Below are 23,269 nucleotides of genomic sequence, written 5' to 3'. Positions count from 1 at the left end.
CCGTCCGGGCCAAGGGAGCCCGGGACTTCGACCGCGCGACGGGGCGGAGCCGGCCCGCGTCGTCCTGCGCCGGCACTGGGGGCGCGCCGCGCGCGCCGTCGGCGGGCAGCGCGCCTCCGCGCGCCCCTGGGGTGTCGGCACACCGGGCCCCGGCCGGGGGTAAGGAGACGGGTTGAGCGGGCCCGCGTGTGCGTCCGCTCGGTCGCTGGCCGATGGAGGACCCCGGTGTCCGAGAACACGACCCCACCCCCCGCCCCCACGTTCGACCCCGCCCGGGTCCGCAGGGCCGTCGACGAGCGCCTCGCCGCCTTCCTGGACGCCACGGCACACCGGGCGGCCTCTCAGGGCTTCCCGACCGAGGTCACCGACGTCCTGGGGGAGCTGGTCCTGGGCGGCGGCAAGCGGATCCGCCCGGTGCTGTGCGCGGCCGGCTGGCACGCGGGCGGGGGGTCCGGGGACCAGGGGCCGATGCTGCAGGTGGCCGCGTCGCTGGAGATGTTCCACGCCTTCGCGCTCGTCCACGACGACGTGATGGACCGAAGTTCCACCCGCCGGGGCCGGCCCAGCGTCCACCAGGCCGTCGCCGCCCGCCATGCCGGGCACCCGGACGCCGCGTGGCTGGGCACCAGCGCGGCCGTGCTGCTCGGGGACCTCGCACTGGCATGGTCGGACGAACTGCTGCACACCGCCGGCCTGAGCCCGGACCGACTGGCCGCGGCTGCGGCGGTGATGGACGAGATGCGTACCGAGCTGATGTTCGGGCAGTACCTCGACCTGCTCGCCACCGGCCGGCCGAGCGCCGACCTGGAGGTGGCGCTGCGCATCGCCCGGCTCAAGAGCGGCCGGTACACGGTGGAGCGGCCGTTGCAGCTGGGCGCCGTGCTGGCCGGCGCCGGCACCGAGGTGGGCGCGGTGCTCTCGGCGTTCGGGCTTCCGCTGGGTGAGGCGTTCCAGCTGCGCGACGACCTGCTCGGCGCCTTCGGTACCTCTGACCAGACCGGCAAGCCCGAGGGCGAGGACCTGCGGGCGGGCAAGCACACCCCCCTGCTGGCCCTGGCGCTGCGGCGCGCCGGCCCGGCCGAGCGCGGCCTGCTCACCGCCTGCGGCCGGCCGGGGGCCCTCGGGACGGAGCAGGTGGCGCGGATCCGTGCGGTGCTGGAGGGCACCGGCGCCCGCGCCGAGGTCGAGGCGATGGTCGAGGAGCGCCACGGCCAAGCCCTGCGGGTGCTGGAGGAATCCGCCCTGCCGGCGGCCTCGGTGGAGGTACTGGGCGCGGTCGCGGCAGCCCTGACCGGCGCGGACCGATCGCCACCTGACGGTCCGTCCCCGCCCGCTGCCGGACGCCGGACCCGGTCGCACCGCCACCGCGAAGGCGCGGTCGTGGCCAAGGCCGACACGCCTTCCCCCGTCCCCCGGGCACCCGGGGCGCTGCCGCTGCTCGGCCACGCCCCCGCGCTGCTGCGCGACCCGCTGGGCTTCCTGCGCTCGCTCCCGCAGCACGGCAACCTGGTGGCCGTCGGCCTCGGGCCCCACCCCGCGCTCGTCGTGTGCGAGCCCCGGCTGCTGCACCACGTGCTGGTCGACGACCACCTCTTCGACAAGGGCGGCCCCCTCTACGACCGCTTCCGGGAGTTCATCGGCAACGGCCTGCTCACCTGCCCGCACAACGAGCACCGCCGCCAGCGCCGGCTCGTGCAGCCCGCCTTCCACCCGCGCCTGATGCCCGGTTATGCCCGGACGATGGCAGCCCGGTTCACCGAAGCCGCCGGCACCTGGCGCGAAGGCCAGGTCATCGACGTCCTGCACGCCACCCAGGAGATCGCCTCCAAGGCGCTGATCGCGACCCTGTTCGGCACCGGGCCGGACCCCGCCGCCACCCACCGGCTTGCCGACGACGCGGCCACCCTGGTGGCCGGCGCGTGGCGGCAGACGATCCAGCCGTCCTGGGCCGGCGCCCTGCCCACGCCCGCCAACCTCCGGTGCCGCCGGGCCGTCCGGCGCTTACGGGCCACCGTCACCGCCTACGTCGCCCAGCAGCACGGCCGGAGCGACGCGGGCCTGATGCTCGACGCGCTCCTGGCCGCCCGCGACACCGAGGACGGCGGGCAGGGCCTGTCGGACAGCGAGTGCGTCGACCAGGTCCTTCTGTTCCTCCTCGCCGGGACCGAGACCACCGCGGTGGTGCTGGCCTGGGCGATGCACCTGCTCGCCACCCGCCCCGGCCTCGAACACGAGCTGCGCGCCGAGGCCGTCGGCGCCACGGACCCCGCCGATGTCGGGCAGTTGGTCCTGACCGGCGCCGTCATCACCGAGACCCTGCGCCTGTACCCGCCGGCCTGGCTCACGATGCGCACCACCACCGCCGACACCGTCCTGGACGGCCACCGCGTGCCGGCCGGCACCACCGTCGTGTTCAGCCCGTACCTGATCCACCACCGCCCCGATCTGTATCCCGACCCCGAACGGTTCGATCCGGGGCGGTGGACCGGCCGAGCAGCCTCGGCTCCGTCGGCTCCTTCGGCTCCGTCACGAGAGGCCTTCGTGCCCTTCGGAGCCGGCGCCCGCAAGTGCATCGGGGACCGGTTCGCGCTCACCGAAAGCGTCCTCGCGCTGGCCGCCATCGTCAGACGCTGGCACCTCGAACCCCCGGACGGGGCCGCCTTCCGCATGCCCCGTCCCCTGACCACCCTCCAGCCCACAGGCCTGCGCCTGCGCGTCACCACCCCCGATCGTCAACCGCCCCGGCGAGAGCGGCCATGACGGCAGGTCAGAGCGCCGTACCCCCGCGCCCGCCCGTCCCGTGGTCGGCGCCGTGGCGGTGGGTGACCGGCGAGATCGCGCTGAGCTGGCGGTTCATACGCAACGACCCATGGGCCGGCCTCTACCCGGGGGTGGCCTTCACCACCGCCGTCGCCTGGCACCACCACCTGCCGCCGCAGCGGTTCGCCCTCGCCGTCGCCGGGTCGTTCCTCTACTTCTACCTGTACCTCTACAGTTTCTGCCTCACCAACCAGCTCACCGGCCGGCTCGAAGACCGCATCAACAAACCCACCCGGCCCCTCGCACAGGGCCGGGTCCGCACCCGTGGCACCCTCGTACGCGCCGCCGTCGTCTTCACCGTCTTCCCGCTGGTCGGAGCCCTGCTCGGGGTCTGGGCGTGGGCGCTGGCCTGGGAGGCGGTGACCGTCCTGCACAACCTGGCCGGCGGTGCCCGCCGATGGCTGGTCAAGGACTTCGTCATCGGCGCCGGCGCCCTCCTGATGCTCGGCCCGGCCTGGCAGATCGCCGCCCCGCTCAGCGCGGACACCTGGCGGTGGATGCTCACGCTCGCCGCCGTCATCTTCCTGCTCATCCCCCTGCAGGACCTGCGCGACCTGGCCGGCGACACCGCCGCCGGCCGCACCACCCTCCCCATCGCCCACGGGGAGCCCTTCACCCGCACCTTCCTGGCCGCCGGCTTCGCCCTGCTCCCGCTGGCCGACCACTTCCTGCTGCTGCGCGCCTCCACTGCCTGGACCTGGACCGCCGAGGCCATGACCGCCGCCCTGTCCTGGACCATCGCCTGGCGCGTGACGCGTCGCCGGTCACCGGCGTACGACCACCTCACCTACCGCCTCTTCGAGTTCTGGTACGCCGCGCTCCTCGCCGCCGCGATCATCACCCTGTAGCGGACCACCGTGCTGCCCGACGAGCCGCCCCCGGCTGGTCGACTACGGCGCCATCAGGCCCCAGAAGAGGGCCCAGGGCACGAACACCGCCCCGGCGAGCCCCAGCAGTCCGAGGCGGATCCGCGCCACGCCCCGTACCGAGGTCCTGGCCCGCCACCAGCCCACTGCCGTCGCCAGCGTGGCCACTGCCGTCCCGACCGCGAGGAGTTGCAGGACGAGCCAGCACACCGGACGGTCGCCGAGCACCGGTCCGGGGGTCAGTGCCATCGTCACGAAGCCGAAGTAGCCCAGGAAGCCGAGCACGGTGACCAGTCCCGTTGCGGCCAGCCATCGCGGTGCCCGGCTTGCCGAGGGACGTCCACGCAGGCGCCGTATCACCTCCCCCAGCAGGTATGCGGCGAACGTACCGGTCATGAACAGGAGCGCTGCGACCTGTGCCCCGGTTGCCTGGTATCCGGCGAGAGGGGCGAGAGCGCGGCTCTGCCGGGCCTGCTGGGGCAAGGGGTCGTTGGTCCGGTGGGCCTGCCCCGCCACCCAGGACGCCATGGTGTCGACGTAGCCGGGTGCCGGTTGCCCGCCCCGCTGGAAACCGTCGGGGGACGCGCGCAGTTTGTGATCGGCGTGGGGGAAGAAGCGGAGCGTCACGTCGGTGTTGCCGCCGTCGTGCAGTGCCTTCTCGATGGCACGGGCGCTTTCCGCGGGAGGTGACTGCTGGTCGTTGCCCCACATGGCGAGCACGGGCTGGCGCACCCGCCGCAGTGCCGGTATCGGGTCGTAGTCCGCCTCGGGGAACAGGCCTGCGTCCGCGAGGACCCGCGTGCCGTCGACCGCCATGGTCTGCGGCAGTGAGCCCGCGACGCCGTGGTGGCGGAGCATGTTCTTCAGGTACCACGCTTGCTGCCGGGCCGGGGGCACTCCGGACGCGCCGACCAGCACCACGTACGAGACCTGCGTCGAGCCCGAGGCGGCGAGCGGGGCGACCCAGCCGCCTTCGCTGAATCCCCAGAGTCCGATCCTGCCGGGATCCACGTCGGCACGCCTGCTCAGCAACCGGACGCCTGCCAGGGCGTCGTCGGCGAGTCGGGCGTAGGACCGCTGTGTCAGTGAGTACCCCGTGCTCCGCTTGTCGTAGCTGAGGACCACGAACCCGGCTCGTGCCATGGCCCGGGCCTCGGCCTGGTACTTCTCCCGCTTCTCCGGACCGGCGCCGTGCACCAGCACGATCCCGGGCCGCTGTCCTGTCGCCCCGGCGGCCGTTGTGACCGTGCCGTGCAGCGTCACCTCCCCGCTGCGGAACTCCACGCTCTGCTCGGTTCCCTGTCCGGCGGGTCGCGCCACGGCCGCCCCGCTCGCCGTCGCCAGGGAGGCCAGCGCCGCCATCAGACACGTCATCCATCGGACCCGCATACCGCTCCCTGGTCTTCGAGAACCTCCCACCCGAAAACCTCGGCCGGGCACTCTGCCGACGATCCTCCTGGGGACGACGACGGCAGCCCATCCAGCAGACCCGCCGGCTGCCGGGGGGGCCGGCACCACCCGCAGCCTGAGGAAAACCCGACAGGGGAGAAGGAGGTGCTGAGGCAGCGCAGCCGTCTCCCCGTCAGCCCGGGCGGGCGGCGGACCGCTCCGGCACGCCGTCGAGGAGTTCCCGTACGAACGCGCCGACCTGCTCCGTCTCCAGGAGGAACCCGTCGTGCCCGTACGCGGAGCGGATCACCCGGACCCCGGGCGCGGACGGAACGCCGTCCGCGAGCCGCTCCTGCTGCGCGAGGGGGTAGAGGCGGTCCGAGTCCACGCCGGCCACCAGCGTGCGGGCGCGCACCCGGGCGAGGGCCGTGCGCACCCCGCCGCGGCCCCGCCCCACGTCGTGGGTGTTCATGGCCTCGACCAGGGCGACGTAGCTGGCCGCGTCGAAGCGCCGGACGAGTTTGGCGGCCTGGTGGTCCAAGTAGGACTCGACGCGGTAGCGGCCGCCGCGCCAGGGCTGCTCCCCCTCCTGTGCCTCGTGGCCGAAGCGGGTGTCCAGTTCCCCGGCCGACCGGTAGGTGACGTGCGCGATGCGCCGGGCGATGCCCAGCCCGGCGTGCGGTCCCCTTCCGGGGCCGGCGTCGTGGTAATCGCCGCCCCGCCAGTGGGGGTCGGCGCGGATCGCGTGGACCTGCGCCGCGGCCCAGGCGATCTGGTCCGCGCTCGCGGCCGCCGGGCAGGCGAGCAGCAACAGCGCGGCCACCCGCCCGGGTTCCGTGACCGCCCATTCCAGCGCCCGCATCCCGCCCATGGACCCGCCGATCACCAGTGCCCAGCGCCCGATGCCGAGCGCGTCGGCCAGTCCCGCCTCGGCGCGGACCTGGTCGCGCTGGGTCAGCCTCGGGAAGGCGCCGCCCCAGGGGGTCCCGCCGGGGCCCGCGGAGGCCGGCCCGGTGCTCCCCTGGCAGCCGCCCAGTACGTTCGGGGCCACCACGAACCACCGGTCGGTGTCGAGCGGCCGGCCCGGGCCGACCAGCGCGTCCCACCAGCCGGCGGTGGGGTGCCCCGGCCCGGCGGGGCCCGCGACGTGGCTGTCGCCGGTCAGCGCGTGCAGGACGAGTACCGCGTTCGAACGGTCGGGGGCGAGCCGCCCCCAGGTCTCGAACGCCAGCCGCACCCCAGGGAGGACGCCGCCCGCTTCCAGCGCCAGCGGACCCGCGCGGCGGTGCCACTGCCGGTGCCCGGCCGGGTCCCCTTCCCGCCACGCACCGGTGGCGGGAAGGGGGAGCGCGGTGGCCGGGGAGGCCGCTGTGGCGGGGTTCAGGTTCAGGACGCTTCCTTCGCGGCGCGGAAACCGGCCTCCAGGTCGGCCTTCAGGTCCGCCGCGTTCTCGATTCCGACCGACAGGCGCACGAGCCCCGGGCTGGTGCCGGTGGCGGCGAGCTGGGCCTCGTCGAGCTGGCTGTGGGTGGTGGAGGCCGGGTGGATCACCAGGCTGCGGACGTCGCCGATGTTCGCGAGGTGGCTGAACAGATCGAGTCCGTCGACGAACCGGCGGCCCGCTTCGAGGCCTCCCGCCAGTTCGAAGGAGAGCACGGCGCCGGCGCCGCGCGGCAGGTAGCGCCGGCCCGCCCCGTACCACCGGTTGGACGGCAGCCCGGGGTAGTGCACCGCCGTGACCTCGTCGCGCCGTTCGAGCCACTGCGCCAGTTCGAGGGCGTTCGCCGAGTGCCGTTCCAGGCGCAGGCTCAGCGTCTCCACGCCCTGCAGCAGGAGGAACGCGGAGTGCGGCGCGATGGCCGGCCCGAGGTCGCGCAGCAGCTGTACGCGCAGCTTGACGGCGTACGCGCCCGCGCCGAGGTCCGGCCAGTACCGCAGGCCGTGGTAGCTGGGGTCGGGTGCGGTGAATCCGGGGAAGCGCTCGGGGTGCGCGCCGAAGTCGAAGGTGCCCGCGTCGACGACGACGCCGCCGATGGTGGTGCCGTGTCCGCCGAGGAACTTGGTGGCCGAGTGGACGACGACGTCGGCGCCGTGCTCGATGGGGCGCAGCAGGTACGGGGTGGGCACGGTGTTGTCGACGACGAGCGGCAGGTCGGCAGCGTGCGCGATGTCGGCCACTCCGCGGACGTCGAGGACGTTGCCGCGCGGGTTGCCGAGGGTCTCCGCGAACAGGGCCTTGGTGTCCGGGCGTACGGCGGCCCGCCAGGCTTCGAGGTCGTCGGGGTCTTCGACGAAGGACACCTCGATGCCGAACCTCGGCAGGGTGTGGTGGAAGAGGTTGTACGTGCCGCCGTAGAGGGAGGCGCTGGAGACGATGTGGTCGCCCGCCGAGGCAAGGTTCAGGATCGCGAGGGTCTCGGCGGCCTGTCCGGAGGCGAGGGCGACGGCGGCGACACCGCCTTCGAGGGAGGCGATGCGCTGTTCGAACGCGTCCTGGGTGGGGTTGTGGATGCGGGTGTAGATGTTCCCCGGCTCGGCGAGGGAGAAGAGGTTGGCGGCGTGCCGGGTGTCGCGGAAGACGAAGGAGGTGGTCTGGTAGATCGGGACCGCGCGGGCGCCGGTCGCCGGATCGGGGGCGGTGCCGGCGTGCAGCTGCCGGGTCTCGAAGGACCAGGCCGGGGTCCCGGCCGCGGCCGGCTCGTCCTCGGGGGTGTGGCCTGCGGCGACGGCGTCTACGGGCTGGCTCATGGGTCTGGGTCTCCTCGGAGGTGAGGGCGGACGGAGGGAGGCGGGCGGGCGCGCCGACCCGGACGGGAGGGCACGGATGTGCGGCGGGGCACGCGCGGGACTGGTCGCGGGCGGCGCGTCCGGGAGCGGGGGCGTGGAGCGGCGGCCGTGACGACCTGCCGGACCGGCACGGCGGCCGGGCGGGAGGGGAGCCGGCACGACGGGTACGCGGACGGCGTGGAAGGCGTGGAGGGAGCGCGGGACGGTGCCGCGCGGGGCCGCGTCAGATGGTGACGGGACAACCCGTGGTCGTGACACGCACGTAGTCCACGTGGCGACGGGTCACGAGTACGGTCATGGGCCCAGGTAACCACAGGAGGGGCGGGGTGCACCAGGTCCTCCACCCGAACCGGTGAGGCACGCCACCGCCCCCTCACCGCGGGCGACTTCGCGGTGAGGGGGCGGGGAGCGGCGCCGGGCGGGATCCCGGTCAGCGGCGCTTGGAGATGCGGACCACTCCCGTTTCGGTGCCCTGGTAGAGGGTCCCGTCCGGGCCGGCCGTCCCCCGCATCTGGAGCGGGTTGTAGACCAGTCCGATGCCCAGGTAGGAGGAGGCGGCCTGGACGCCGGTGGCCGGGTCGATGACGGAGTGGTGGTACTGGGCGAAGGTGTTGAGGCCCGCGCTCCCGGTCGGCCCGGTCACGGACACCGTGTAGATCTTCCCGTCGGCCAGGGAGAGGCGGGGCAGCGCGGCGGACTTCACCGGGCTGTTCCACACCACCTCGCAGCCCGTTCCCTCCGGGGTGACGTCGACGCGGCTGAGGCCGCCGTCGAAGTTCGCCGAGGAGGGCTGACTGGCCGGAGCGCCCTCGGGCAGGGCCGGGTAGGGGTAGCCGTAGGTGTTGGTGACGAAGACGCTGCGGCCCGAGGCGATGACGGCGTCCTCGGTGCCGCTGCGGGCGTACTGGGTCAGCACGGGGATCCGGCAGACCGGCTCCGGTCCGCCGGACGCCCGGTACACGAGCAGGTTCCCGTGCGGGGCGGCGTTGTCGACGATGGTGACGTACTCGGTGCCGCTCCCCGGTCCGAAGAAGCTCGGGGTGGTGCCCGTGCCCCAGCTGAGCTGGCCGGGCTTTCGGGCCGGACCGCGGTCGTAGGGGGCCCGCCAGTCCACGACGGGGGTGCCGTCGGGGGCGGCGGACAGCAGGTACAGGGCGTGGTCGGTGGCGACGGCGGTGCGGCCGGGGACGGTGGAGATGCTGTTCTGGACGCCCTCGCCGGTGCTGATGGCGCGCACCGAGCCGGTCCCGGTGTCGACGGTCCCGATCACCCCGCCGCTGGTGGCGAACCAGACCCTGCCGTCCCAGTCGGGGGTCAGACCGACGATGTTGTCCCCGGCGGGCACGGCGCTGCCGAGCGGGGTGGACTGGTCGATCCGGAGGGTCCAGGCGCTCCCGTCGCGGTGGTGTCCGATGCGCAGGAGGTTGTTGTTCCCGTCGACGACGACGAGGCGGTCGGCGTTGTCGAGGTAGGCGTAGACGCCGCCGAAGAGGCTGCCCTTGGGCAGGGCGAGGGAGGCGAGGTCGGCTCCGGTGGCGGGGTCGAGCAGGTGCACGGTCGGCGTCCGGCCGAAGATGGTGGTGCAGAGCGCGATCACGTAGCCGTCGCCGCCCACGGCGACCGTGGGGCAGGCCGAGGCCAGCGCCGTGCGGGAGTAGTCGACGGCGGCCGTGCCGGGCCCGGGAGAGGCGGTGGTGCCGCTGGAGGCGCTGTCTCCGTGCATGGTCGCGGCGCCGTTGGCCGCGGTGAACGGGTTCTGCGGGGGCTGCGGTCCGTACGGGGCCACCGCGGCGGCGGAGGCGGGTGCCCCCGTGAGGCCGGTGGTGCCGAGGGCCACGGTGAAGGAGAGGGCGAGCGCGGCGAGGCGCCCGCCCGTGGGCAGGGAGAACGGCATCAAGGGGTCCTGGTGCTCGGGACGGACGGTGAGGGGCGGCGGCCGCGCGGTACCGCCGCGGGCGCGGTGTGGCGTGGGCGGTCGGCCTGTGGGGAGCGGGGCGGGCGCCGCGCGGGCCGGCGGACGGGGCGGCGGTGCCCGGCGCCACGAGTTGTGCCGGGCGGGGCGGGCCGGCCGGCGTGCCTGCGGCCGATGGTGCGGCCGGGCCCTGGTTCCGCGGGGCGGTCGCTCCCCGGAACGGCTCTGACACGGGGACGTTAGCCGCTGCCCGTGCGGACCGGTTCCCTCCGCGGCCGCCCGCCACGGCCTGTTCATGCTGTTCACGTTCTCGCAGCACGGGAGCAATACGGGCCGGCGGGCAGCGTCCGTCAGGGGGTGCGTCGCCCGGCTGCCGGGACGCGGGCGGCGTGGACGCCTCAGCCGCGCATGAGCTCGGTCAGCCGCCCGCGCAGCCGGGCGAACTCGGGTGCGGCCCGCAGCGCGGAGACGTCCGTGTCCGGCTGCCGGGGCAGCCCCACGGGAAGCTCCGCCACCACCCGGCCGGGCCCCGCGGCCATCACGAGGACCCGGGAGCCCAGCAGCACGGCTTCCTCCGCGGAGTGGGTGACGAACAGCACCGTGGTGCCGAGCCGCCCGGCCAGGGTCCGTACCTCCTCCTGGAGCCGCTCCCGGGTCAGCGCGTCGAGCGCGGCGAACGGTTCGTCCATCAGCAGGAGTTCGGGCTCCGCGGCCAGGGCCCTGGCCAGGGCCACCCGCTGCTGCTGGCCTCCCGACAGCTCCCACGTCCGCCTGCCGGCCGTCCCGGGCAGCCCCACCCGCTCCAGCAGCTCGGCCGTCCGGCCGGGCCGGTCGGCACGCGGCACTCCCAACCGGGCGAGTGCGAAGCCGATGTTCCCGCCCACCGTGCGCCAGGGGAACAGCCGGGGCTGCTGGAACACCACCCCGGCACCCGCGCCCGGCCGGGGGAGCTCGCCCCGGACCCGGGCGCGGCCCGAGGCCGGTCGCTCGAAGCCCGCGACCACGCGCAGCAGGCTGGTCTTGCCGCAGCCGGACGGCCCGACCAGGACGACGAACTCGCCCGCGTCGACGCGCAGGTCCACGCCTTCGAGCGCGGTGACCGGCTGCTTGGCGGTCCCGTACCGGACCGATACGCCCGCCAGGTCGACGACGGCCTCCCGGACCGCCGGTGCGTCAGTTCGCGGCACGGCCGAGCTCCTCCACCGCGAGGGCCCGTCCGAAGACCGCCTCGTCCGGCACCGCGTCGACCGCCTTCTGCCCCTTCAGGAACACGGCGGCGTCGTGGAGGTTCGCCGCCAGCTTGCCGGGGGCGCCCGGCGTGCCCAGGTAGTCGGCTCCGGTCTGTTCCTTCGCGCTGAGGAGTACCAGTTCCGACAGCTGCCGCTTCGCCTCCGCCGCCGGAAGGCCGAGTTCCGCCCCGATGGACTTCGCGGCCTCGTCGGGTGCGGTGCGCGCCTGCGCGACGGCGGTGTCCTGGGCCTTGATCCAGGCGGTGACCACCTCCGGGTGCTTGGCTGCGAACGCGTTCGTCACCACGCCCAGGTCGGCGGTCGGCTTGCCCTGCTTGGCCAGTTCACGGCTGGTGAGGAGCACCTTGCCGTCCTTGGCCAGTTCGCTCAGCGTCGGCGTCCACACGTAGGCGGCGTCGATGTCCCCGCGCTTCCATGCCGCGAGCGCGTCCTGCGGCTGGAGGTCGACGGTCTGCACGGCCGAGGGCTCGACGCCGGCCGCGGTCAGCGCGGCGAGCAGCGAGTAGTGGGCGGTCGAGCCGTACGGGGTGGCCACCTTCCTGCCCACCAGGTCCTTGACCGAACCGATCCCGGGTTTGGCCACGAGCGCTTCGTTGTCCCCGATCAGGTCGTGGATCCACACCACCTTGTAGGGGATGTTCAGCGGCGCGGACAGGCCCTTGGTGACGGGGCTCGACCCGGCCAGGCCCAGGTCGACCGCCCCGGCGATGACGGCCGTGTTGACGTCCCCGCCGGACTCGAACTTCACCCACTTCACGTCGACTTCGGGGAGCGCCTTCTCCAGCAGCTTCTGGTTCTTCACCACCAGGTCGGCGTTGGGTATCGCCTGGTAGGCGATCCGTACGGTGGTCCGCCCGGCCGAACCGCCGGCCGCGTCGCCGCCGCCCCCGCAGGCGGTGGCGGCGGTGGCGGTCAGGGCGAGGGCCGCCGTGAGCAGGAGGGTGCGGCGGGACGGGCTGGTGGGCATGGACGGTCTCCGGTCTGAAGGGTCTGAAGGGTCTGAAGGGTCTGAACGACTGAACGACTGAACGGCTTAGGGGCTGATCACGGCTGAACGGCTGAAGGGCCTAGAAGGCGGACGAAAGGGCGGACGGAAGGGCGGGGGCCGGACGGGTTCAGGCGCGGCCGCGCCACGGCACGCCGAACCGCTCGACGAGCCTCAGGAGCGCGTCCAGGACGATGCCGGACAGGCCGATGGCGAGGATGCCCGCGATCACCAGCGCGGTCTGGTTGTAGCGCTGCGCGTCCCGGATCATGCCGCCGATACCGGGCACGCCGTTGACGGTCTCCGCCGCGACGACCGAGGTGCAGGCGACGCCGACGGCGATGCGGACGCCCGTGAGGATCTCGGGCAGGGCGGCGGGCAGCCGCACGGACAGCAGCAGGGCGACCGGACCCGATCCCAGGGCCCTGGCGGCCTCGACGAGTTGCCCGGGCACCGTGCGCACGGCGGCCGCGGTGGCCGCCGCGATCGGCGGCAGGGCCGCGATCACCAGCAGCCAGATCTTGGGCGCCTCGTCGATGCCGAACCAGATGACGAGCAGGGAGAGGTACGCGAGCGGGGGCAGCGTCCGCAGGAACGTCACGGCGGGCTCCAGCACGACGGCCAGCGGCCGGACCGTCCCGATCAGCAGACCCAGCGGCACCCCGGCCAGCACGGCGTACGCGGAGCCGGTGCCGATCCTCCCGAGGCTCACCCCGAGGTGCTCGATCAGCAGGTGGCCCCCGTAGCCGCGCACCCCGTCGTGGACGGTGGAGGCGAGGACGAACTGCCGCCACACCTCGCCGGGCGAAGGAACCAGGACCGGCGGCCACACCTCGGCGGACGCCACCGCCTGCCAGGTGCCGAGGAGTACCGCGAGGGCGCAGAACCGCAGCGCACCCCAGCGCAGCGCCTCGCGCAGGCGGCGGTGCCGCGGGGACGCGGGCGCGGCCGGATCCGGGCCGGGCGGCGGGATGTGGTCCGGGCCGGCCGCCGTCGTCGTGAGGGCCGTCATGCGGCGTCCGCCCCCGTCAGGGCGCGCAGCCGCGGGGCCACTTCCTCGCCCACCCGGTAGGCCTCCTCCAGGTGCGGGTAGCCCGAGAGGACGAACTCGTCGATGCCGAGGCCGTGGTACTCGGCGAGCCGTGCGGCCACCTCGTCGTGCGAACCGACCAGCGCGGTACCCGCGCCCTCACGGACCAGCCCGATGCCCGCCCACAGGTTCGGCGCCACGGTGAGGCGCGCGGCGTCCGCGACCCCGCCGTGCAGCGCCGTCATCCGGGCCTGCCCGGTCGAGTCCATGGCGGCGAACCGCTCCTGGGTGGCCCGTACCGCCTCCGGGTCGAGCCCGGCGAGGATCCGGTCCGCCTCCGACCATGCCTCGGCGGCGGTGTCGCGGCTGATGACGTGCAGACGCAGGCCGAACCGCAGCGTGCGGCCTGCGGTACGGGCCCGTCCCCGCAGCCGGCCGATGCGCTCGGCGACGGCGGCGGGCGGCTCGCCCCAGAGCAGTTGCACGTCGGCCTGGCGGGCGGCGACCTCCTCGGCGGCGGGCGAGGCCCCGCCGAAGTACAGGGGCACGGTGTGGCGGAGTCCGGGATCGGTGAGCCGGGCGCCCTGGATGCGCAGGTGTGCGCCGTCGTGATCGGCGGTCCCGCCGTCCAGCAGGGTGCGCAGGACCGTCATCACCTCCTCCGTCCGGGCGTAGCGGGCGTCGTGGTCCAACAGGTCGCCGTAGGCGCGCTGTTCGGCGGGATCGCCGCCCGTCACCACGTTCAGGGCGAGCCGGCCTCCGGCGAACCGCCGGAAGGCGTCGGCCTGCTGGGCGAGCAGCGTCGGACTGGCGAAGCCGGCGCGGAACGCCACGAGGAACCCGATGCGGGTGGTGTGCTGCGCGAGGGCGGCGGTGAGGATCCAGGGGTCCACGCAGCCGAGCCCCACCGGTGTGAGCAGCGAGTGGAACCCGGCCTGCTCGGCGGCGCGGGCCACCTGGGTCAGGTACGGGATGTCCGCGGACCGCCGGGTGGCGGCCCGCGTGCGGCCCTGGACGGCGGTGACGCCGCCGGGATCTCGGCCGTCCCCGCCGGTGGGCAGGAACCAGTGGAGCAGGAGGGGGTGGTGCGGCATGGGAGTACCTCGTCGACGCAGCGGCACGACACGCGTCACCGTCGGCGGGAGGCAGAGGTGACACGTGTACACGCGCAGGAGTACGGGCGGTGGAAGACGCGCAGGGGTACGGGCGGCGGCCCGTGCGACGTCAGGCGCGGCGGATCAGCGGGAGCGGCGGATCAGTGGGAGCAGCGGGGACCGGCGGATCGGCGGATCAGCGGATCAGCGGGACCGGCTGGTCAACAGCCGTGCGCACGGAGAGCGGTGGCGGCCCGACACAGCATGGTCGACACGCGCAGCAGATCCACGTGACGACGCGATACGAGTACGGGGGCCATGGCCGCATCCTGTCGACGCGCCCGGTCGCACGCAAGCGGCGTCCGCATACTGAACCGTTGCGTTCCGAATCGCGGACGGACCGCTCGTACGGCGGGGAGTTGTTGCCGGAACGTGGCGAGTTCGTGGCGGGCGGCGCGTGGTCCGGGGCAGTGGCGCCGCCGGTCCCTACCATCGCCCTCAGGATCCGGCGCCCGTACCCGGCATCCCCACACCCTGCCCCCCCTGCCCCGCTGCTCCCCTTCCGCTCCCCGTCTCTTCAAGGACGCGTTCCGCCATGACCGTTCCCCGTGCCATCGCAGTCGGCGAGGCGCAGCAGCGCCTCGGCGAGCTGACCGTCGTAGACGTCCGCACTCCCGGCGAATTCGCGTCCGGCCATCTGCCGGACGCCTTCAACGTGCCCCTCGACCGGCTGGCGCGGAGCGAGCCGGAACTGAGGGAGGCCGCCGCTCGCAAGCCCCTCCTCGTCGTGTGCGCCTCCGGGACGCGCTCGGACAAGGCCGTCACGGAGCTGGCCGTCCACGGGATCCCCGCCTCCGGGCTCGCCGGCGGCACAGCCGCGTGGGTGGCCGCGGGTCACCGGCTGGAGCGCTCCGCCGGGCGCACGCGGGCCGTCTGGGCGATGGAACGCCAGGTCCGCTTCACCGCCGGGGGCCTCGTGCTGACCGGCCTGCTCCTCGGGTGGCTCGTGCACCCGGCCCTGTTCCTGCTGCCCGCGGCCATCGCGGCCGGCCTCGTGTTCTCCGCGGTCACCGACACCTGTGGCCTGGCGGTACTGCTCGGCCGGCTGCCGCTCAACCGCCGCGGGGCGGGGACCGCGGCGTGACCCGGCGCTTCGCCGTCCATTGAGGGACGCCCGGAACCGGGCTACCTGCCCGAGTGGTCGATGACGTTGCCGTTGGAGCAGTTGTTGACGTGGTCGGAAACGTAGTCGCCCAGCACGGGGACGACCGCGGCTTCCTGCAGGCACACGGCGGCGGCGGTGAAGTTCCAGTTGTTCGCGGCGCTCACGCCGCCACCGAAGTCGGAGTCGTTTTCCGCGTGTGCGGGCGCGGCGAGGGCGACGGTGGCCAGGACCAGCCCGGCAGCGGTGGTGATCTTCTTCATGCCCTGGAAACGATCCGCAGGCGCCGGGGATGCGGCCCGAGCCGCTCGACGACGCCCCGGCAGCCGGGCGGGGCGGACCTCCGCGTCGCCGGTCCGGAGCAGCGGCACGGCCCGCCTTCCGCGCGGCTCGGGCTCCCAGCGCCGGTACGCGCCTTCACACGGAGAGCGCGGGGTTCGGGGTGAGGATGCGGCGCAGGATGCCCTCGAGTTCGGTGCGGGTGGGCGGACGGGTCCCGGCGAGGCCGCGCAGGGTGAGCCCGTTCAACGCCGCCACGGCGGCCTGCGCCGTCAGCGGGTCGACGTAGGAGAGGAGGGCTTCGGTGGTGACCTCGGTGTAGCGGTCGGCGATCGGGCGCAGGGCGGGGCGGCGCAGGGCGGCGAGGTAGAGCTCGAGTTCGACGGTCTCGTAGGCGCGGTCGGGGCCGTAGGCGTGCAGCATGGCGTCGGCGAGCAGGACGGCCAGCTGGTCGGGCGTGAGGCCGGGGCGCTGGGCGACCCATTCGGTGAGCATGGCGGCGTAGCGGTCGTAGGCGAGGGTGAGGGCGGCCTGGATGAGGTCGTCCTTGGTGGCGAAGTGGTAGGTGGTGGCCCCCAGGGGCACACCGGCCGTGTCGGCGACGGCACGGTGGGTCAGGCCCTCGATGCCGCGTTCGGCGATGACGCGCAGGGTCGCTTCGGTGATCTCGGCGATGCGCCGTTCCGGGTCTCGGCGGCGTCGGGGGGCGGGCGGCTGGGCGGGCATGGGGGCGACTCCGGAGACAGCGAGATGTCATGCGATACGCATGTACCATAGCCCGCCCCTAGGCCCCCGCGCGACGAGGGGCGCTGTAATTAAGGGCGTAGCGGGCGGCACCCCTCCACCTCACAGACGAACAGGCCATATGTCCGTATTGCGCGCCGCCTCGCATTCGAGTTACAGTACAGACGTACTGAATCGCCGGCCCGGGCGCCTCTGCCCGTTCCACATCCGGCTCGGAACCGGCCTTCCCTTCGTGGAAGCGGCCGACGGGTGCCGCGCCTCCCCGGCCCGGCGGCGAGCACTGGACCGTCCCGCTTGACCCCTCCGGGCAGCCGTTCTGCATCAGCGCCGGATGGCCCGAGGATCCCTGAGCCCCGTCCCCCCGCCCCCCACCCGCACACCACTCCAGGAGGACCGCCATGGCGTACGCGCCCTGTTTCAGCGTCAAGGACACCGCGACCAGCATCGCGTTCTACAAGAAGCTCGGCTTCGACATCGACTCCAGCACCGCCAAGCCCGGCGACGACATCCACATGCTCTTCTACCAGGGCGAGTTCTGCGCGATGCTCTACAGCAACGACGACCTGAAGAACTGGCTGCCCGTCCTCGCCGACACCCCCATCGGCTTCGCCGGCATGCACTACCTCGGCGTCGACGGCCTCCAGGACGCCTACGACCACATCTCCCGCCACGCGGAGATCGTCAAGCCCCTCACCGAGGACCACAACGGGGTGCGCCTCTTCTACTTCCGCGACCCCGACGGCTACGTCATCGGCGTCAACGAGAAGTCCACCGTCAACGCCGGCTGAACCCCAGCCCGCCATCACCCCATCCCACCCCACACGTACTCGGACAAGGACCACACCCCGTGAGCACCACCATGACCAGTTCCGCCGCCCGAGCCGTCGTCGACGCCTGGGCCGCCGCCTACAACGACCAGGACTTCGACCGCTTCGGCGCCCTCTACGCCCCGGACGTCCCGTACACCTGCGCCGCGTACGGGCTCGCGTTCACGGGCCGCGAGGCCTTCGTCGCCCATGTGAAGGAGTACGCCGGCGCCGTCCCCGACCGCAGGATGACCCTGCGCCGGGTGACCTCCGACGGGGAGACGGTCGCCGTCGAGTTCGACTTCGACGGCACCGGCTCCGGGCTGCACCCGGCCCTGCCCCCGAAGGGCGAACCGGTCCGCACCGGCTTCTGCACCGTCCTCGAACTGCACGACGGCCGCATCACCTCCCAGACCGACTACACCGGCGGCACCCGGTAGCACACCGGTACGGGCCCTTCCCGAAGGAGCAGAACCATGGCGTATGACGAGGTACTCGCGGATCGGGTCCGCGAACGGCTGGAGCCGGAAGGCGTGACCGCGAAGAAGATGTTCGGCGGCATCACCTTCCTGCTCCAGGGCAACGCACTGGCCAACGTGTACGACGAGGGCCTGATGGTGCGCGTCGGGCCCGACGGGATGGACGAGGCCCTCGCCCGCCCGGGCACCAGGCAGCTCGTCTTCCGCGGAAGGGAACAGAAGGGCTGGGTGCTGCCGGCCGAGGAAACCCTCGACGACGACGTGCTGGACGACTGGCTGAGGTGGGCCATGGAGGTCACCGCAGAACTCCCGCCCAAATAGCCCCCGGGGCGGCGGTGTCGCTCCGGCGGTCAGAGGCCGCCGGTGTACAGGATGTTGTTGGGGGAGTTCGGGCTCAGGTTGTTCACCACGTCCTTGGTGCTGGTCCGGTACAGCCAGGTGGCGACCTGCGCCGGGGTCTCCGTCGGGTGCGCGGCCTTGTAGAGGGCCGCGACGCCGGCGACGTGCGGGGACGCCATGGAGGTGCCGTTCAGGGCGGTGCTGCCGCCGCCGAGCCTGGCGGAGACGATGTCCTGGCCGGGGGCGTAGCCCGACAGGCAGCGGCCGTAGTTCGAGAAGTCGGTCTCCTGGTCGTAGCGGTCGGTCGCGCCGACGGTGTAGACGCGGGAGGCGGAGGCCGGGGAGACGGTGCAGGCGTCCTTCGAGCTGTTGCCGGCCGCGACGACCGGCAGGACCCCGCTGTCGGACAGGGCGTTGGCGGCGTCGTTCACGGACTGGGTGAAGTCCCCGCCGAGGGAGGCGTTGGCAACGGCGGGCTGGCGTGCGTGGGAGGCCACCCAGTCGAAGCCGGCGATGATTCCCGACCAGGGGCCCTGGCTGTTGCAGTTCAGGACGCGGACGGCGACCAGGTTCACCTTCCGCGCCACGCCGTACGTGCTGCCGCCGACCGTGCCCGCGACGTGCGTGCCGTGGCCGTTGCAGTCCTGGCCGGCCCGTCCGTCGCCGATGGCGTCGAAGCCGACGGTGGCGCGGCCGCCGAACTCGGCGTGGGCGGTCTCGATCCCGGTGTCGATGATGTAGGCGGTGACGCCCGCGCCGCTGCCCTGCGTGGTGAAGTCGTCGTCGAGGGGCAGTTGGCGCTGGTCGATGCGGTCCAGGCCCCAGGAGTACGACGGTGCCCGCGTCGTGTTCCGCCCGACGGGGGTGGGCGGGGCGGAGGCCGTCGCGTCCTCCTCCACCGACTTCACGCCCAGGCTCACGCGCACGAGGTCCAGCTGGAGCTTGGTCAGCGGGGCCGCGAACCCGTTCATGACGGTGTGGTAGACGAAGGTCGGCTTCAGGCCCAGCTCCTTCGCCCGCTTCGTCGCGTCGACCCCCTTCTCCAGGGTCACGATGTACTTGCCGGGGATGGCGTCGGCCGCCTTGTGCAGTGGCACCGGTGTGGGCTCGGGGGTGTCGGCGGAGGCCGAACCGGCCGCGACCGGCGGGACGGTGAGCAGGGCCGCGACGGCCAGACGTGTGAACAGGCGCATGGAAGAGACTCCCTGACGGGGTGGCGGGCAGGCGGGCATGCGGAAGCCGCGCCCGCACGCACCGTGGCCCGCGCGGAGGCGGCTTCCACCTGCATCGGTGGCACCCGGTTACGGCTTGAGCACCTGTTCCCCCACCAGGGCGATCCCCCGGACGGTGCCACCCGGGCCCCACAGAAACGATTCGCCGCCTGGGTACAGGGCCCCGCCGTCGGCGGACGACCCCGGCGGGACAACCCGTACGGCCCGCCCCCACACCAGGGAGCGCACCGCCGGTACGCCGCCCGCCCCGTCTCGCTCCGCAGCTCGTCGCCCCGGACCCTCGTGCCGGGGTCCATTGGCGATGTCCGCGCTGCCGCGTCCCCGTCCAAGCCGGGGCACCCCGGCACGGGCCGCCCTCCTCGATGCTCAGGTCGTGGTCCACGGCGTGGGACCTCCTCCGCACGGGTGAGACGGTCCGCCGCAGTGGACGATGCCGGGGTGGCATGTCCACGGCCAGCATGTAGGTCATGACGACAGCGCCTGATCCCTTCTCCCCCGCTCCCGCCTGGGCCCGCCGTGCCGCCCACGCCATCGCCTTGTGCGCCGTCCCGTCCGGTCTCTGGCGCATCGCCATGGCGTCCGGTGTCTACGTCGGCTACAGCGACCAGGTCCTGCGTGACGTCTTCGACATCCCGGGGTGGGGCATCGCGTACGTCGTCGGACTCTCCGTCATCGGCGAGCTGGCCGCCCTGTTCCCGCTGCTCCTCGTCAGCGACCGGTGGCGGCCACTGCGCCCCCGTACTCTCGCCGCGCTGGCCCGGACCGCCTCGGCCGTCCTGGTCCTGGTGGCCCTGTGGCAACTCGTGGTCGCCTTCACCGTCGAGAGCCAGACCTACATGTCAAGCGGCACGGCACAGACCGTCTGGGGCTTCGTCTTCGCCCCGCTGTTCGCCATCCCGGCACTGATGACGGCCGTGACCTGGTCGTACACGAAGCGGCACCGGGCTGACCGGGCGGGGGTGGCCGCCGAGCCCGGCAGCGGGCCGCGTACCGTCGGCTCATGCACGATCAGCGGGACCAGGATCAGAGCGTCCTCGGCGAGTCCGCAGAGGTCGAAGCAGTGGTGTTCGTGTCCGCGGCATGCGGCTTCGCCCTGACGGGGCCGCTCACACAGCCGGCCGCAGTTCCCGAGGCTCCGTACGGCGGAATGAACCAGCTGTGCGCCTGCGGAACCCTCGTCGCGACCCTCTGTTCCGACTGCTGCCTGCCGTACGAGCTCCATCTCTCAGCCCGCCACGTCCCACCGACTGCCGGGCATCGGCTGATGCCGACGACCGCCGACGTGCGCTGCCGGATCTCGGTCCTGGCACGGATCTTGGGGAATCATGGCAACCATGGACGACACATCCAACCCTGACAGCCCTCTCCGCAGCGCCTGTCCGCCCCTGGTGGAGGCAGCGTGGCTGTATCAGGCGGATCAGGTCTGTCCGGAACACCTGCCGATGACCGCTGCCCAGGCACTCGCAACCGGAATGGACACGCCGGCCCTTTGCGAGCTCGCCGTGCAGTCGGGTGACGCGGTGCATCCCTAGGAACTCACCAGCTACGCCGACGCCCTCTTCGAATGGAAACCCGCCCCAGCCGCCCGACCTGGCTGAGGCATCCGCCACGGCACCGCCGACCAGCGGGGGGGGTCGTCGTTGCCGGCGCCGGTCTGGATGGATCAGTGCGCAGGGCCTAAGGTGCGCGGATCCCGCATGCCCAGGAGGACCCCGTGCGGCAGCGCCAGGCACCCCGCGCCGACAGGACCGGCGCCGTCGTCGTCAGCAGCTTCGTGCTCTTGGAGCGTCCGCCAGTAGGTCGTCGGATGCGGGGGCCGGTGGGTGAACCAGGTTCGTCGGATCAGGCTGCGGATGGTGACGATGGCGGTGGCCCGGGCGATGAAGAACTCGACGCAGCTCCGGCGGCGCTCGGTGTAAGTTCTGCCGGGTGGAGATCGGGAAGTTGATCGGGGCGGGGCGGACGGCGGATGTGTTCGCCCTCGACGAGGACCGGGTGGTGCGGCGCTACCGCGACGGTGAGGACGCCACCGGCGAGGCGGTCGTGATGGCGTACCTGGCCGAGCACGGGTATCCGGTGCCGGCGGTGTGGCCGGGCGCGGCGGCCGGGGAGTTGGTGATGCGGCGGCTGTCGGGGCCGACGATGCGTGAGGCGCTGGTCGCGGGCACCCTCAGCGGCGAGCAGGCGGGCGAGTTGCTGGCCGATCTGCTGCTGCGACTGCACGCCATCCCGCCCCGGGCCGGGGCCGACCCCACCCACCGCATCGTCCACCTCGACCTGCACCCGGAGAACGTCTTCCTCACCCCCGACGGCCCCGTGGTGATCGACTGGGCCACCGCCCAGGAGGGCCCTCCCGGCCTGGACACCGCGATGGCCGCGCTGATCCTCGCGCAGGCGGCGCTCACCATGCCGGCCGCCGCCGAAATCGCCCGGGCCGTCCTGCCCGCCCTGGTGCGTCGACTCGGCGGCACCGACGGCATGCTGTTGCCTGAGGCCCGGGCCCGGCGGGCCGCCAATCCGACCCTCACCCAGGAGGAGATCGCCGTCCTCGATGAGGCGGTCGCCCTGATCCTGGCGGCAGGAGCCGACGCCCATGGGAGCGTTCTCCAGTAGGAGGTGGGCCGGGTCTACCGGATGCGGGGGCCGGTGGGTCGAGTGTCCCAGCGGCGGGTGTACCAGGCCCGGCGGATCAGGCTGCGGAGTCCGCCACCGCCTGGGGGTGCACCCCTTGTGTCGTGCCTGCCTGCTGCCCCGCGCGGGTGCAGGCCGAGACGGTCGGGCGTCCGCCGGGGCGCACGGCTCGGGTCGCGTCGCATCCGTGTGGTTCCGATCCGTCCGGCCGTAGCACGCCCTGGTGAGCACCCGCGCACGACCGTCGTGGCGACAGCCGGCGTGCGCTCTTGATTGGCCCGGCCCAGCGCCGCCCACGATGGGTGAACGGGCACGGGATCCCGCGAGCGAGGAGGGGCCATGGACGTACCCCCGCCGCCTCCTGCCCGCCCGGCCGCGCCCAACGCCGCACGGTCGGGCCGGTTCCTGCGGTCCGCGCTCGGTGTGCTGCGCAGGGAGGCGGAGATCACCTGGCGGATGATGGTCGACAACCTCACCGCATCCGTCGTGCCGCCACTGATGATCACTGCGGCTGCCAGCAGCCACTACCGCGCCGACGCGGCGGCCACGCTGTGCAGCCTGGCCTGGTGTCTGCTCCTGCACACGCTGTACCAGTACGTCTTCGACGCCTCCAACCAGGCCCGCAGCCTCGAAGAAGACCGGGTGAACAAGCCCTGGCGCCCTCTGCCTCACGCCCTGACCACCGGACCCGGACTGCTGCGCCGACTGTGGATCGCCAGCGTCCTCTACATCTTGCTCGGCGTCTTCACCCACACCCTGATCTGGGTGCTGTTGTGGCAGACCACCGTCATCGTCGCGATGTTCGCCAGCCCCCGTCACTACATCTGGCAGAAGCCGCTCTGGATGGTCTCCGGCATGATCAGCCACCTGGCCGCAGGATGGCGCCTGGCCGGACCCATCGACCGTACGGGTTGGACGTGGATCTGCACCCTCACCATCCTGCTCGCAGCGCCCCTGCGCTTCGAGGACGTCCGCGACATGGACGGGGACCGCGCCGTCGAACGCCGCACGCTGCCCCTGGTCATCGGGCACTGGCCGGTACGCATCATGTTCGCCGTCTTCATGGCGGCCGCCCCGATCCCGGTTCACCTCCTGCTCTACGCCCCCGGCAACGCCGGCCGCCTCACCGGGTGGAGTTGCGACGCCGCTCTCGCCGCCGTGTGCTGGACCGCCGCCGCACGCAGTCTGCTCCTGCGCACCACCACGGCCGACCGCACCACCTATCTCATGCTCACCGCCGTCTACGGGACCGCTCTCGCCGGCGGCATCGTCATCCTGCGGGCCTGAACGCCCGGACGCCGTCCTCGCCCGCATGGCCGGTCTGCTGGCCACCCTGATCGAAGACGAAGGGACGGCCTCGCGGGGATCACCGCGCCCCGCGTGGCCTCCCGGCAGCCCCGCGTCTGCCCCTGTGCGCCCTCGCGCAGCGATGGCCCGCATGTTGCGGGGGCTCGACGATGCAAA

The 23,269-nt window shown here is 73.5% G+C and carries 21 protein-coding genes; 10 read left to right on the top strand and 11 right to left on the bottom strand.

The features are described 5' to 3' along the window. Nucleotides 1-225: 225 nt before the first annotated feature. Both ACQKM2_RS12545 and ACQKM2_RS12540 read left to right on the top strand, forming a co-directional pair. Nucleotides 226-2,760, top strand: a complete 2,535-nt coding sequence (locus ACQKM2_RS12545; RefSeq protein ID WP_427708899.1) for a cytochrome P450 — start codon at nucleotides 226-228, stop codon at nucleotides 2,758-2,760. Then, nucleotides 2,757-3,668: a UbiA family prenyltransferase gene (locus ACQKM2_RS12540; RefSeq protein ID WP_427708898.1), complete on the top strand. Its 912-nt coding sequence runs from the start codon at nucleotides 2,757-2,759 to the stop codon at nucleotides 3,666-3,668. Before ACQKM2_RS12545 ends, ACQKM2_RS12540 begins: the two co-directional genes overlap by 4 nt. A 42-nt stretch (nucleotides 3,669-3,710) precedes the next feature. Here the strand turns inward: ACQKM2_RS12540 and ACQKM2_RS12535 are convergent, their stop codons facing one another. The 8 genes from ACQKM2_RS12535 to ACQKM2_RS12500 form a co-directional block, all read right to left on the bottom strand. Further along, nucleotides 3,711-5,075, bottom strand: coding sequence for an alpha/beta hydrolase family protein (locus ACQKM2_RS12535; RefSeq protein ID WP_427708896.1), 1,365 nt, complete (start codon nucleotides 5,073-5,075; stop codon nucleotides 3,711-3,713). Nucleotides 5,076-5,268: 193 nt separating this feature from the next. Next, complete coding sequence (metX, locus tag ACQKM2_RS12530; RefSeq protein WP_427708999.1) at nucleotides 5,269-6,459, bottom strand: homoserine O-acetyltransferase MetX; 1,191 nt, start codon at nucleotides 6,457-6,459, stop codon at nucleotides 5,269-5,271. Nucleotides 6,460-6,461: 2 nt separating this feature from the next. Further along, the gene (locus ACQKM2_RS12525; protein ID WP_427708894.1) at nucleotides 6,462-7,823 is read right to left on the bottom strand and encodes a bifunctional o-acetylhomoserine/o-acetylserine sulfhydrylase; all 1,362 of its coding nucleotides are present in this window, start codon (nucleotides 7,821-7,823) and stop codon (nucleotides 6,462-6,464) included. Between the two features lie 469 nt (nucleotides 7,824-8,292). After that, nucleotides 8,293-9,756 (bottom strand): hypothetical protein, encoded by a 1,464-nt coding sequence (locus ACQKM2_RS12520; protein ID WP_427708892.1) that lies wholly within the window; start codon nucleotides 9,754-9,756, stop codon nucleotides 8,293-8,295. A 416-nt stretch (nucleotides 9,757-10,172) separates the two neighbouring features. Further along, entirely contained in the window at nucleotides 10,173-10,961 is a 789-nt protein-coding gene (locus ACQKM2_RS12515) for an ABC transporter ATP-binding protein (protein WP_427708890.1), read from the bottom strand. After that, entirely contained in the window at nucleotides 10,948-11,991 is a 1,044-nt protein-coding gene (locus ACQKM2_RS12510; protein ID WP_427708888.1) for an ABC transporter substrate-binding protein, read from the bottom strand. The genes ACQKM2_RS12515 and ACQKM2_RS12510 overlap by 14 nt, the downstream gene beginning before the upstream one ends. Nucleotides 11,992-12,139: 148 nt before the next feature. Then, nucleotides 12,140-13,021 (bottom strand): ABC transporter permease, encoded by an 882-nt coding sequence (locus tag ACQKM2_RS12505; RefSeq protein ID WP_427708886.1) that lies wholly within the window; start codon nucleotides 13,019-13,021, stop codon nucleotides 12,140-12,142. Then, entirely contained in the window at nucleotides 13,018-14,133 is a 1,116-nt protein-coding gene (locus ACQKM2_RS12500; RefSeq protein ID WP_427708884.1) for an LLM class flavin-dependent oxidoreductase, read from the bottom strand. The genes ACQKM2_RS12505 and ACQKM2_RS12500 overlap by 4 nt, the downstream gene beginning before the upstream one ends. Before the next feature lie 595 nt (nucleotides 14,134-14,728). On the opposite strand from ACQKM2_RS12500, the gene ACQKM2_RS12495 reads away from it, so the two are divergent. After that, nucleotides 14,729-15,277, top strand: a complete 549-nt coding sequence (locus ACQKM2_RS12495) for a rhodanese-like domain-containing protein (protein WP_427708882.1) — start codon at nucleotides 14,729-14,731, stop codon at nucleotides 15,275-15,277. A 41-nt stretch (nucleotides 15,278-15,318) separates the two neighbouring features. Here the strand turns inward: ACQKM2_RS12495 and ACQKM2_RS12490 are convergent, their stop codons facing one another. Both ACQKM2_RS12490 and ACQKM2_RS12485 read right to left on the bottom strand, forming a co-directional pair. Further along, on the bottom strand, nucleotides 15,319-15,558 hold the full coding sequence (locus ACQKM2_RS12490; RefSeq protein ID WP_427708881.1) for a hypothetical protein: 240 nt from the start codon (nucleotides 15,556-15,558) through the stop codon (nucleotides 15,319-15,321). A 154-nt stretch (nucleotides 15,559-15,712) separates the two neighbouring features. Then, a complete protein-coding gene (locus ACQKM2_RS12485; protein ID WP_427708879.1) occupies nucleotides 15,713-16,300 on the bottom strand; it encodes a TetR/AcrR family transcriptional regulator in 588 nt (195 codons plus the stop codon). 416 nt (nucleotides 16,301-16,716) lie between these two features. Here ACQKM2_RS12485 and ACQKM2_RS12480 point away from each other — a divergent pair, with 416 nt between their 5' ends. From ACQKM2_RS12480 to ACQKM2_RS12470, 3 genes are read left to right on the top strand one after another with little or no spacing between them, the layout of a single operon-like run. Continuing rightward, nucleotides 16,717-17,106 (top strand): VOC family protein, encoded by a 390-nt coding sequence (locus ACQKM2_RS12480; protein WP_427708877.1) that lies wholly within the window; start codon nucleotides 16,717-16,719, stop codon nucleotides 17,104-17,106. Between the two features lie 59 nt (nucleotides 17,107-17,165). Beyond that, a complete protein-coding gene (locus ACQKM2_RS12475) occupies nucleotides 17,166-17,564 on the top strand; it encodes a nuclear transport factor 2 family protein (protein ID WP_427708876.1) in 399 nt (132 codons plus the stop codon). 36 nt (nucleotides 17,565-17,600) lie between these two features. Next, the gene (locus ACQKM2_RS12470) at nucleotides 17,601-17,924 is read left to right on the top strand and encodes a TfoX/Sxy family protein (protein ID WP_427708875.1); all 324 of its coding nucleotides are present in this window, start codon (nucleotides 17,601-17,603) and stop codon (nucleotides 17,922-17,924) included. Between the two features lie 29 nt (nucleotides 17,925-17,953). Here ACQKM2_RS12470 and ACQKM2_RS12465 read toward each other — a convergent pair whose 3' ends face one another. Continuing rightward, nucleotides 17,954-19,135 (bottom strand): S8 family peptidase, encoded by a 1,182-nt coding sequence (locus ACQKM2_RS12465; protein ID WP_427708874.1) that lies wholly within the window; start codon nucleotides 19,133-19,135, stop codon nucleotides 17,954-17,956. 506 nt (nucleotides 19,136-19,641) lie between these two features. Here ACQKM2_RS12465 and ACQKM2_RS12460 point away from each other — a divergent pair. The 4 genes from ACQKM2_RS12460 (at nucleotide 19,642) to ACQKM2_RS12445 (ending at nucleotide 23,092) form a co-directional block, all read left to right on the top strand. After that, complete coding sequence (locus ACQKM2_RS12460; protein ID WP_427708873.1) at nucleotides 19,642-20,271, top strand: hypothetical protein; 630 nt, start codon at nucleotides 19,642-19,644, stop codon at nucleotides 20,269-20,271. Between the two features lie 237 nt (nucleotides 20,272-20,508). Beyond that, nucleotides 20,509-20,706, top strand: a complete 198-nt coding sequence (locus ACQKM2_RS12455; protein WP_427708871.1) for a hypothetical protein — start codon at nucleotides 20,509-20,511, stop codon at nucleotides 20,704-20,706. 397 nt (nucleotides 20,707-21,103) lie between these two features. Next, nucleotides 21,104-21,787, top strand: coding sequence for a phosphotransferase (locus ACQKM2_RS12450; protein WP_427708869.1), 684 nt, complete (start codon nucleotides 21,104-21,106; stop codon nucleotides 21,785-21,787). Between the two features lie 357 nt (nucleotides 21,788-22,144). Further along, the gene (locus ACQKM2_RS12445; RefSeq protein ID WP_427708867.1) at nucleotides 22,145-23,092 is read left to right on the top strand and encodes a UbiA family prenyltransferase; all 948 of its coding nucleotides are present in this window, start codon (nucleotides 22,145-22,147) and stop codon (nucleotides 23,090-23,092) included. The last annotated feature ends 177 nt before the right edge of the window (nucleotides 23,093-23,269 follow it).

The organism is Streptomyces sp. NPDC004126, from assembly GCF_050275515.1.
GTDB lineage: Bacteria > Actinomycetota > Actinomycetes > Streptomycetales > Streptomycetaceae > Streptomyces.
The sequence above is the reverse complement of the archived record's forward strand: the minus strand, read 5'-3'. Positions and strand labels throughout refer to the sequence as shown.